Raw genomic sequence first — 11,372 nt, 5'->3', positions numbered from 1 at the left:
GACGTCGTGGTACCGGGGTCAGTGGCGACGGCGGATGAGCGCGTCGATCGCGAACCGACCCGGGCCCGTGAGGGCGAGGGCGAGGGCGGCGACGCCGAGCACCATGACGTACTCGAAGCCACCTTCGGCGGCGGAGAAGCCGGCCGGCAGGTGCACGAGGACCAGGGCCACCGCCATCGTCACGGCGAGCAGCGCCCCGATGACGCGGGTGCCGAGCCCGACGATGAGCAGGAGTCCACCGACGACCTCGAGTCCGGCGACGACGACCGCGGTCACGTCGGGGAGCGGGATGCCCATCCCGCCGAAGCCGGCGGCGACGCCCGGGATCGTGTCGACGAGGAACTTCTGCAGCCCGTGCGCGATGAAGACCACCCCGAGGACCACGCGGAGGAGGACGAGCCCGGCGTCGAGGCCGACGGAGCGCCGGTCGGCGGCGGCCGAGGCCGGAACCGGTGGGACGACGGTGGCGTCGCGGCGGTCGGTGTGCTGGTGGTCGGAGAGCGTCGTCATGACGAGCCTTTCGAGTTCGTTTCCGGCGTCGGTGCCCCCGATCGGGACTCCTGGCCTTCGAGCCAAGCACGGGCCGAGGCCACGACAGGGTGCTCGGAACGGTTCTTCGAGACCCTTGTCAGGCCGTCGATAGCCGGTTCATAGGAAACCGTCCGTGCGCGCAGCCCGAGCGTGGTCCCCGGTAAACTCCAGTGACCGCACGAGGAGAATCGCACCGCATGACTGACACGACGCCAGAGCCGATCGACGACGCAGCAGAGCAGGCAGAGCTCTCCGAGCAGAAGGCCGTCCGCCTCGCGAAGCGCCAGCGCCTCATCGACGAGGCGACCTCCGGTGCCGGTGGCGCCTACCCGGTCACCCTGCCCATCACGGACACCATCCCGGCCGTGCGCGCCCGCTACGGCGAGCTGCAGCCCGACGAGGCGACCGGCGTGACCGTGGGCGTCGCCGGGCGGGTCGTGCACCTGCGCAACACCGGCAAGCTCTGCTTCGCGAGCCTGCAGTCGGGCGACGGCAGCCGCATCCAGGCGATGGTGAGTCTCGCCAGCGTCGGCGACGAGCAGCTCGCCGCGTGGAAGGAGCTCGTCGACCTCGGCGACCACGTCTTCGTCTCCGGCGAGGTCATCTCCAGTCGCCGTGGGGAGCTGTCGATCATGGTGGCCGAGTGGACCATCGCCGCGAAGGCGATCCTCCCGCTGCCGAACCTCCACAACGAGCTGAACGAGGAGACCCGGGTCCGCAGCCGGTACCTCGACCTCATCGCCCGCGACCAGGCGCGCAAGAACGTGCTCGACCGGGCGAAGACCGTCGCGAGCCTCCGCCAGACGTTCACGGAGCGCGACTTCGTCGAGGTCGAGACGCCCATGCTGCAGGTCATGCACGGCGGCGCGTCGGCACGGCCGTTCGTCACGCACTCGAACGCGTTCGACACCGAGCTCTACCTGCGCATCGCGCCGGAGCTCTACCTGAAGCGCGCCGTCGTCGGCGGGATCGACCACGTCTACGAGATCAACCGCAACTTCCGCAACGAGGGTGCCGACTCCACGCACAGCCCGGAGTTCGCGATGCTCGAGGCGTATGAGGCCTACGGCGACTACGGCACCATGGCCGACCTCACCCAGACCCTCATCCAGAACGCCGCACTGGCCACGAGCGGCAGCCACGTCGTCACCTGGGCCGACGGCACCGAGTTCGACCTCGGCGGCGACTGGGACCGCATCTCGATGTTCGAGAGCCTCTCCGCCGCAGCCGGTGTGGAGATCACCCCGCAGACCCCGATCGAGGAGCTCAAGGCCCTCGCGGAGCGCGAGGGGGTCGAGGTGCCCCACCCCATCCACGGCAAGTACGTCGAGGAGCTGTGGGAGCACTTCGTGAAGGGCGGGCTCGAGCGCCCGACCTTCGTGATGGACTTCCCGGTCGACACGAGCCCCCTCGTCCGGGCGCACCGTTCCGTCGAGGGCGCGGTCGAGAAGTGGGATCTCTACGTCCGCGGCTTCGAACTGGCGACCGGCTACTCCGAGCTCGTCGACCCGGTGGTGCAGCGCGAGCGGTTCATCGAACAGGCGAAGCTCGCCGCGCAGGGCGACGTCGAGGCGATGCGTCTCGACGAGGAGTTCCTGCGGGCCCTCGAGTTCGGCATGCCGCCGTCGGGCGGCATGGGCATGGGCATCGACCGGCTCCTCATGGCGCTCACCGGTCTCGGCATCCGCGAGACGATCCTCTTCCCCCTGGTCAAGTAGCGGCCCACCCGGCAGCACGACCACGAACAGTCAGGCGCGACGATGAGCATGATGGACCCGGGCGACCACCAGGACCCCAAGAAGCAAGGACCGACGACTGCACGGATCACGATCTGGATCGTGGTGAGCGGTATCGGCCTCTACCTCGTGGTGAGCGGCCTCTGGGGCGCCCTCGCGGGTGGTTCCTGACCCTGTCGAAGGGCGGTTCCTGAGCGACCCGTCCTTGCGGTCCCTGCGCCTGTCGAAGGGCGGTACGATTGACGGGTGATCGAGGACTACTGGCTGAATGCGCTCTGGTCGCTGCTGCCCACCGTGGTCGTCGGCGTCATCTTCTGGGTCGTGATGCGTGCCATCCTGCGCTCCGACCGCAACGAGCGCAAGGCGTACGCGCAGGTCGAGGCCGAACAGCGGGCCAAGCTCGGTCTGCCGCCCGTCGACTCCACGGCTCCCCGCGAGGTCTGAGCGTCCGTCCCAGGCCGCGGTGTCGCATGCCCGCAGTCCGGGGCGGTCAGTAGGCTGGAGCCTCGGCACCTGAGCGGATGGGCGACATGACGATCGAGTTCTCCTGGAACTGGCTGGGCATCACCGCCCTCGTCCTGGACTTCATCATCCGGGTCATCGCGGTCATCGTCGTCCCGCGCAACCGGCGCCCCACCGCCGGGATGGCCTGGTTGCTGGCCATCTTCCTCATCCCGTACCTCGGCGTCATCGTCTTCCTGCTCATCGGCAATCCGAAGCTGCCGCGGGTGCGTCGGCGGAAGCAGTACGACATCAACGTGTACATCCGTCAGACGACCCGCGACCTCGTCAAGGCGAACCTGACCTCGAACGCGCCGGCGTGGTTCCGATCGGTCGTGACACTCAACCGCAACCTCGGCTCGATGCCACTCCAGGGCGGGAACGCCGCGAGCCTGATCGGCGACTACGAGGCCTCCATCCACGCGATGGCCGGCGACGTCGACCGCGCCGAGCACTTCGTGCACGTCGAGTTCTACATCCTCACCTGCGACCGGACGACGAAACCGTTCTTCGACGCGCTGGAGCGGGCCATCGATCGCGGCGTCACCGTCCGGGTGCTGCTCGACCACTTCGCGAGCTGGCGGACCCCCGACTACAAGCACACCCTGCAGCGCCTCACGGCGATGGGGGCGCAGTGGGCGCTCATGCTGCCGCTCCAGCCCTTCAAGGGGAAGTTCCAACGTCCCGACCTCCGGAACCACCGCAAGATGGTGATCGTCGACGGCGCCGTCGCGTACATGGGGTCGCAGAACATGATCGACCGGAGCTACAACAAGCCGGGCAACATCAAACGCGGGCTCCAGTGGCAGGAGCTCATGACCCGGGTGGAGGGCCCGGGGGTCGCCGGCATCAACACGATCTTCCTGAGTGACTGGTACAGCGAGACGGGCGACGTGCTGTCGCAGGAGGTCGGGTTGCTCGACGCCCGCCCGGCCGGCGACCTCGAACTCCAGGTGGTGCCGAGCGGCCCCGGGTTCGACGGCGACAACAACCTCAAGCTCTTCCTCGCGCTCATCTACGCGGCGCAACGGCGCATCGTCATCACGAGTCCGTACTTCGTCCCCGACGAGTCGTTGCTCGCCGCCGTCACGACCGCCGTGCAGCGCGGGGTCCCGGTCGATCTGTTCGTGTCCGAGATCGGCGACCAGGCGGTGGTGTGGCACGCACAGCGGTCGTACTACGAGGCGCTTCTGCGGGCTGGGGTGCGGATCTTCCAGTACCCGGCGCCGTACATCCTGCACGCCAAGCACTTCACGATCGACGACGACGTGGCGGTCATCGGCTCGAGCAACATGGACATGCGGTCCTTCGGTCTCAACCTGGAGGTGTCGCTCATGGTCCGTGGGCGGGAGTTCGTCCGTGAGATGCGTGCCGTGGAGGACGGGTACCGCGAGATCAGCAAGGAGCTGACGCTCGCGGAATGGCTGAAGCAGCCGCTGCGCTCGACCGTCCTCGACAACCTCGCCCGACTCACCTCGGCGCTCCAGTAGCGGTCGGCACGGCCCGGCGACGGGTGCGCTGAGCGAGCCCGACGGCGCCCGCTCCGCCTCCGAATCCCCGGCGAATCCGCCAGGGCCGCGCGGCGACCGCGTCCCTATACTGGGGGCAAGTCAGGCCCACGACGGCGTCGCCTGCTCCCGGTCGACCCTTCGCCTGACGCGATCGAAGGAGGCATCAGTGCACCACACCGATATTCCGACCCGCTCCGACATCGTCGAGCTCGCGAACGCCCGAGAAGCGTCGAGCGTGTCGATCTACCTCGAGACGAGCACCAACCCCGCGGACACGAGCCACATCCGGCTCGACCTGAAGAACCAGGTCAAACAGGCGGTGGAGCAGTTGGCTGCGGCGGGAGCGGACCGTGCCGCGGTCGGGCGGTTCACCGACGAGATCGACCGCCTCCTCGAGGACCCGGACTTCCTCCGGTACCTGTCCTCGAGCCTGGCCATCTTCGTCAGCCCGACGACGACCCGGTACTTCCGTGTGCCCAACGTCCTGCGCTCGTGCACCGAGGTGTCGGACCGCTTCTACATCAAACCGCTCATGCGGGCGCTCACCTTCCCGCAGTCCGCCTACGTGCTGGCCCTGGCGCAGAGCGGGGTCCGCCTCGTCGCGGTCGCGCGCGACCTGCCGGCGACGAGCATCGAGCTGGACATCCCCGAGGACGTCGCGGCGGCGGCTCACGTCGACTCCATCCGTGGGCGGGGCTCGAACGGTCGCGAGCAGCTCGGACGCATCCAGGGCTCGGAGGGCCAGAAGATCCGGATGCAGGAGTACGCGCAGATCATCGACAAGGCGCTCGCGCCGATCCTCGCGAACTCGAAGGAACCGCTCATCCTCGCGGGTGCCGAACCGATGACGGGCATCTTCCGCTCGGTGAGCACGTCCAAGCAGCTGGTGAAGCCCGAGATCGAGGGCAACCAGCAGGAACGCTCCGACGAACAGCTCGCCGCCGCGGCCCGACCGATCCTCGACGAGCTGTACGCCGCGGAGCTGCACGCGCTCTGCGAGGAGTTCGGCACCCGGGCGTCGAACGGACGCGCGGTGACCGACCTCGGCGACGTGGCACGCGCCGCGACCGCGAACGCCGTCGACACCCTGTTCGTCGACATCGACACGAACCTGCCCGGCACGGTCGACGAGGCCACCGGTGTCGTCACCCTCGACGAGGAGGCCGACGCGTCGAACTACGGCGTGATCGACGAGATCCTCCGACGGGCGCTCCTGTCCGACGCCAGGATCCTCGCCGTCCGAGCCGAGGACGTCCCCGGCGGTGGGGCGCTCGCCGCGACCGTCCGGTTCCCCGTCTGATCCACCCGCGATCCGTCCACACCCGCAGCGCACGTGCCAGGTGCACGTGCGCTGCGGCGTTCCCGGACCCCCGGCATCACGCCCACGGCGAACAGGGGCGATGAGAGCTGCGGTGGTCGTTACGCTCCTACTAACGGCATCACCACCCTGCCCGGTGCCGGAGGAGAGTGATCATGTTCGAGAGATTCACCGACCGTGCGCGTCGTGTCGTCGTCCTGGCCCAGGAAGAGGCCAAGATGCTCAACCACAACTACATCGGGACCGAGCACATCCTGCTCGGCCTCATCCACGAGGGCGAAGGAGTGGCCGCCAAGGCGCTCGAGTCCCTCGGGATCTCCCTGGATGCCGTGCGCGAGCAGGTCACCGACATCATCGGCACCGGCCAGCAGCAGCCGACGGGACACATCCCGTTCACGCCGCGCGCCAAGAAGGTGCTGGAGCTGAGCCTGCGCGAAGCGCTGCAGCTCGGCCACAACTACATCGGCACGGAGCACATCCTGCTCGGCCTCATCCGCGAGGGTGAGGGCGTCGCCGCCCAGGTCCTCGTCAAGCTGGGCGCCGACCTCAACCGGGTGCGCCAGCAGGTCATCCAGCTGCTCTCCGGCTACCAGGGCAAGGAAGCCGCGCCCGTCGGCGGCAACCAGAGCGAGCAGCAGGCCCAGGGCGGATCCCAGATCCTCGACCAGTTCGGTCGCAACCTCACCCAGGCCGCGCGCGACAACAAGCTCGACCCGGTCATCGGTCGCGACAAGGAGATGGAGCGGGTCATGCAGATCCTCTCCCGTCGTTCCAAGAACAACCCGGTCCTGATCGGTGAGCCCGGTGTCGGTAAGACCGCGGTCGTCGAGGGCCTCGCCCAGGCGATCGTCAAGGGCGACGTCCCGGAGACGCTGAAGGACAAGCAGCTGTACTCGCTCGACCTCGGCTCGCTCATCGCCGGCAGCCGCTACCGCGGTGACTTCGAGGAGCGACTGAAGAAGGTCACCAAGGAGATCCGCACCCGCGGCGACATCATCGTCTTCATCGACGAGATCCACACCCTCGTGGGTGCCGGTGCCGCTGAAGGCGCGATCGACGCAGCCTCCATCCTCAAGCCGCTGCTCGCACGCGGTGAGCTCCAGACCATCGGTGCCACCACGCTCGACGAGTACCGCAAGCACTTCGAGAAGGACGCCGCACTCGAGCGCCGCTTCCAGCCCATCCAGGTCATGGAGCCGTCGCTGCCCCACACGATCAACATCCTCAAGGGGCTGCGCGACCGCTACGAGGCCCACCACAAGGTGTCCATCACCGACGGTGCACTCGTCTCGGCCGCCAACCTGGCCGACCGCTACATCTCCGACCGCTTCCTGCCCGACAAGGCCATCGACCTGATCGACGAGGCCGGCGCACGCCTGCGTCTGTCGATCCTCTCGAGCCCTCCGGAGCTGCGCGAGTTCGACGACAAGATCGCCGGCGTCCGCGAGGCCAAGGAGACGGCCATCGAGGAGCAGGACTTCGAGAAGGCCGCTTCGCTCCGCGACGAGGAGAAGAACCTCCTCGGCGAGCGTCTGCGCCTCGAGAAGCAGTGGCGCTCGGGCGACGTCAAGACCACCGCCGAGGTCGACGAGGGTCTGATCGCCGAGGTGCTCGCCCAGGCGACCGGTATCCCCGTCTTCAAGCTCACGGAGGAGGAGTCCTCGCGGCTCGTCTTCATGGAGAAGGCCCTGCACCAGCGCGTCATCGGTCAGGAGGAGGCCATCTCGGCCCTCTCGAAGACCATCCGACGCACCCGTGCCGGTCTGAAGGACCCGAAGCGTCCGTCCGGTTCGTTCATCTTCGCCGGCCCCACGGGTGTCGGTAAGACCGAGCTGGCCAAGGCGCTCGCCGAGTTCCTGTTCGACGACGAAGGCGCGCTCATCTCGCTCGACATGTCGGAGTACGGCGAGAAGCACACGGTCTCGCGACTGTTCGGTGCTCCTCCCGGGTTCGTCGGCTTCGAAGAGGGTGGCCAGCTCACCGAGAAGGTGCGCCGCAAGCCGTTCAGCGTCGTGCTCTTCGACGAGATCGAGAAGGCGCACCCCGACATCTTCAACTCGCTCCTCCAGATCCTGGAAGAGGGCCGGTTGACCGATGGTCAGGGTCGTGTCGTCGACTTCAAGAACACCGTCATCATCATGACCACCAACCTCGGTGCTCGCGACATCGCCGGTGGGCCCGTCGGCTTCCAGATCGAGGGCAACGCCTCGACCGGGTACGACATCATGCGCGGCAAGGTGAACGAGGAACTGAAGAAGCACTTCAAGCCCGAGTTCCTCAACCGTGTCGACGACATCATCGTGTTCCCGCAGCTGTCGAAGCCGGAGCTCCTGCAGATCGTGGACCTGTTCACGAAGCGCCTGTCGGAGCGTCTGCTCGACCGCGATATGACGATCGAGCTCACGCTCCCGGCGAAGGAGCGACTCATCGAGGTCGGGTTCGACCCCACTCTCGGTGCGCGTCCGCTGCGCCGTGCCATGCAGCGCGAGGTCGAGGACCAGCTCAGCGAGCAGATCCTCCACGGCCAGCTGAACGCCGGCGACCACGTGCACGTCGACTTCGTGGACGGGGCGTTCGCGTTCACGACCTCGGCTCGCGGCGAGTCCGTCGGTGCCGGCGTGAACTCGCAGGCTTCGCTCGGAACGGGTTCGGCCACGCCGGACCTCGCGATCACGGGCGAGTAGTCACCAGCACCACCGAAGGCCCCCACTCCGCGGAGTGGGGGCCTTCGTCGTGCGACCGGCGGTGTCCCCGCCGCAGCCTCGCCGTCAGCCGAGGCGGTCGAGGTAGCGGAGGATGATGCCCTCGCGGAGTGCCCAGGGGGAGACGTCGAGCTCGCGCACGCGGAACGCGGCCATCGCCTCGGAGAGGACGATCCCGCCCGCGACGATCTGGAAGGTGCGGTCGGCGGTGATGCCGGGGAGTGCGGGGCGCGCCTCGGCCGGGATCCTCGCGAGCCGCGGGATCCAGTCGTCGAGCTGGCTGCGGCGCAGCAGCGACCGTTCGGTACCGCCGATGCCGTCGGCGACCGAGCCGGCGAGCCGCGCCAGCGAGCGGATGGTCTTCGACGACCCGACGACGTGATGCGCGTCCGGTTCGGCGGCGAAGGCCGGCAGGGCGTCGGCGAGCACCTGGCGGGCGTGCAGCCGGAGTGCCTCCTGCTGGGCTGCGGTCGGCGGGTCGTCGTGGAGGAACCCGACGGTGGAACGCCCGGCACCCAGCGGGAGGGAGATGGCGACGTCGGGGACCTCGTCGCCGCCGGCGGCGATCTCGAGGGAACCGCCGCCGATGTCGAGCAGCAGCATCTCGCCGGCGGACCAGCCGTACCAGCGGCGGACGGCGAGGAAGGTGAGTTTCGCCTCGTCGTCACCGGACAGCACCTGGAGTGCGATGCCGGTCCGCTCCTCGACCAGCGCGAGGACTTCGGGCCCGTTGGTGGCCTCGCGGATGGCGGACGTCGCCATCGAGAGCAGCTCGTCGAGGCCGCTCTCGCGGGCGATCGCCGCGGCCGCGCCGATCGAATCGAGGATGACGGCGACGCCCTCATCGCTGATGGAGCCGTCGGGCAGGAGGTATCGCATGAGTCGCAGCACCGACTTGTGCGACGACTGGGGGATGGGGCGAGCGCCGGGGTGGGCGTCCACGATGAGCAGGTGGACGGTGTTCGATCCCACGTCGAGGACTCCGAGTCGCATGCCCTCACCGTACCGGGCCGGGGGATCGCAGGCGGCGCGCAAGGTCGCGCAGACGATCGACCACACCCCGTAGGATCGCGGCATGAACGCCGCCAGCTCCGAAGCCGCAGCCCCTCGCACGCTCGTCATCCTCGGCGCCGGGGGAGACCTCACGGCACGACTCCTCCTCCCGGGGCTCGCCTCGCTCCTCGCCTCGCCGCGCGGCGAGGCCGTGCGCTTGATCGGCGTGGATCGCTCGGAGTCGACCGACGAGGCGTGGCGCAAGCGGGTCGCGAGCTCCTTCGCCGACGCCCCCTCGAAGCTGGCCGATGCGATCGTCTCCGAGACCACCTACCTGCAGGCCGACGTCTCCGACCCCGCGTCGCTCGAGCGGGTCCTCGAGGCCGCCGGCCCGAACGTCGCGCTGTACTTCGCGCTGCCGCCGGCCGTCACCCTGCTCGCCTGCAAGGCGCTGCGGAAGCTGGAGCTCCCGAAGGGCATCATGCTCGCCCTGGAGAAGCCGTTCGGGACCGACTACGCCTCCGCACGCTCGCTCAACCGGCTCCTCCAGCACCTCGTGCCCGAGGAGCAGGTGTTCCGTGTCGACCACTTCCTCGGCAAGTCCACGGTCCTCAACCTCCTCGGTCTCCGCTTCGCGAACCGCATCTTCGAGCCGCTGCTGTCGGCCGACAACATCGAACGCGTCGACATCGTCTTCGACGAGCAGTTGGCACTCGAGGGTCGTGCCGGCTACTACGACCGGGCCGGAGCGCTGATCGACATGATCCAGAGCCACCTGCTGCTCGTGCTCGCGTTCGCCGCCATGGAGCCCCCGGCGAGCGTGCACGCCGAGGACCTGCGCGGCGGGATGGCGCAGGTGCTTCGCGCGACACGACCGTGGAGGACCGACGGGACGGAGAGTCGGCGGGCGCGTTACGGCGCCGGCACGATCGGCGACCGCAAGCTGCCCGCCTACATCGACGAGCAGGGGGTCGACCCCTCGAACCACACGGAGACGCTCGCCGAGATGACGCTCGCGATCGACAACTGGCGGTGGGCCGGCGTGCCGTTCGTGCTGCGCTCGGGGAAGGCGTTGTCGGGCACGCGGCAGGAGATCGTGTTCACCTTCAAGCCGGTGCCGCACCTGCCCGCCGGCCTCCATGGGACGAAGACGCCGGCGCGGCTCCGCATCGGCCTGAAGCCGGCGTCGCTCGACCTCGACCTGATGATCAACGGCGAGGACGACCCGTTCGAGCTGGACCCCGTCGCCCTCCACGCGGAACTCCAGGCCGGGCAGCTGAGCGCGTACGGCGAGGTCCTGTCGAGCATCCTCGAGGGCGACCCGACGCTGTCGGTGCGCGGTGACGTCGCCGAGCAGTGCTGGCGGATCGTCGCGCCGGTCCTCAAGGCGTGGCGCAAGGACGAGGTGTCGATCGACACCTACCCGGCGGGAAGCGCTGGTCCCGCGTCCTGGCACTGACCCGGAGGCCTTCGCTCGGTCGGGAACACCGCGCGGGCGTCAGTAGACTTGCTCGGAGGTTCTGACGCTGGGAGGCGAGATGGTCGAGCAGGCTCCGCAGGGATACACCGTCCGTCGCGCCCGCACCGGCGACGTCCGCCGCATCCAGCAGCTCGTCGAGCCGCTCGTGCAGCAGCGCATCCTCCTCGGCAAGGACGACGTCGTCTTCTACGAGGCGGTCCAGGAGTTCCGCGTCGCCGAGACCGACGACGGCGAGCTCATCGGATGCGGTGCGCTGCACGTCATCTGGGAGGACCTCGGCGAGGTCCGCACGCTCGCCGTCTCGGCCGACCACCTCGGAACCGGCGTCGGCCACGCGCTCGTCGAACGCCTCGAGCACGACGCGATCGAGCTGGGCCTGCGTCGCCTGTTCTGCCTGACCTTCGAGACCGGCTTCTTCACGCGGCACGGGTACCAGGAGATCGGCGAGGAGATCGTCCCGCCGGAGGTCTACGCGCAGCTCGTGCGCTCCTCCGACGAGGGTGTGGCCGAGTTCCTCGACCTCGCACGGGTGAAACCGAATACGCTCGGTAACACCCGGATGCTCAAGCTGCTCTGAACCACCGCTTGAAGGTTGGTCCT

Annotated in this window: 10 protein-coding genes; 8 read left to right on the top strand and 2 right to left on the bottom strand. The window is 68.8% G+C overall.

Annotated features, from left to right (window positions below; all coding sequences use genetic code 11):
• Window positions 1–18 precede the first annotated feature (18 nt).
• A complete protein-coding gene (locus tag ASF68_RS06625) occupies window positions 19–510 on the bottom strand; it encodes a DoxX family protein (RefSeq protein WP_082498508.1) in 492 nt (163 codons plus the stop codon).
• Window positions 511–728: 218 nt separating this feature from the next.
• Here ASF68_RS06625 and lysS point away from each other — a divergent pair, with 218 nt between their 5' ends.
• The 6 genes from lysS (at window position 729) to ASF68_RS06600 (ending at window position 8,281) form a co-directional block, all read left to right on the top strand.
• Complete coding sequence (gene lysS / locus ASF68_RS06620) at window positions 729–2,249, top strand: lysine--tRNA ligase (RefSeq protein ID WP_056008419.1); 1,521 nt, start codon at window positions 729–731, stop codon at window positions 2,247–2,249.
• A 42-nt stretch (window positions 2,250–2,291) separates the two neighbouring features.
• A complete protein-coding gene (locus ASF68_RS18680; RefSeq protein ID WP_157579829.1) occupies window positions 2,292–2,438 on the top strand; it encodes a hypothetical protein in 147 nt (48 codons plus the stop codon).
• Between the two features lie 75 nt (window positions 2,439–2,513).
• Complete coding sequence (locus tag ASF68_RS06615; protein ID WP_327078811.1) at window positions 2,514–2,711, top strand: hypothetical protein; 198 nt, start codon at window positions 2,514–2,516, stop codon at window positions 2,709–2,711.
• Window positions 2,712–2,797: 86 nt separating this feature from the next.
• Window positions 2,798–4,258 carry a cardiolipin synthase gene (cls, locus tag ASF68_RS06610; protein ID WP_056011491.1) on the top strand — a complete coding sequence of 487 codons (1,461 nt, stop codon included), beginning with the start codon at window positions 2,798–2,800 and terminating at the stop codon, window positions 4,256–4,258.
• A 187-nt stretch (window positions 4,259–4,445) separates the two neighbouring features.
• Complete coding sequence (locus tag ASF68_RS06605) at window positions 4,446–5,579, top strand: hypothetical protein (RefSeq protein ID WP_056008417.1); 1,134 nt, start codon at window positions 4,446–4,448, stop codon at window positions 5,577–5,579.
• Between the two features lie 173 nt (window positions 5,580–5,752).
• Window positions 5,753–8,281: an ATP-dependent Clp protease ATP-binding subunit gene (locus tag ASF68_RS06600; RefSeq protein ID WP_056011489.1), complete on the top strand. Its 2,529-nt coding sequence runs from the start codon at window positions 5,753–5,755 to the stop codon at window positions 8,279–8,281.
• 84 nt (window positions 8,282–8,365) lie between these two features.
• Here ASF68_RS06600 and ASF68_RS06595 read toward each other — a convergent pair whose 3' ends face one another.
• On the bottom strand, window positions 8,366–9,292 hold the full coding sequence (locus ASF68_RS06595) for a Ppx/GppA phosphatase family protein (RefSeq protein WP_056011487.1): 927 nt from the start codon (window positions 9,290–9,292) through the stop codon (window positions 8,366–8,368).
• A gap of 82 nt (window positions 9,293–9,374) precedes the next feature.
• Between ASF68_RS06595 and ASF68_RS06590 the strand changes: the two genes are divergently transcribed.
• Both ASF68_RS06590 and ASF68_RS06585 read left to right on the top strand, forming a co-directional pair.
• Complete coding sequence (locus ASF68_RS06590; RefSeq protein WP_056008415.1) at window positions 9,375–10,751, top strand: glucose-6-phosphate dehydrogenase; 1,377 nt, start codon at window positions 9,375–9,377, stop codon at window positions 10,749–10,751.
• Between the two features lie 79 nt (window positions 10,752–10,830).
• Complete coding sequence (locus ASF68_RS06585; protein ID WP_056008410.1) at window positions 10,831–11,349, top strand: amino-acid N-acetyltransferase; 519 nt, start codon at window positions 10,831–10,833, stop codon at window positions 11,347–11,349.
• Window positions 11,350–11,372: the final 23 nt, after the last annotated feature.

Origin of the sequence: Plantibacter sp. Leaf314 (assembly GCF_001423185.1) — a bacterium.
In the GTDB taxonomy this organism is placed as follows: Bacteria; Actinomycetota; Actinomycetes; order Actinomycetales; family Microbacteriaceae; genus Plantibacter.
This window is presented reverse-complemented; position numbering and strand designations above follow the sequence as displayed.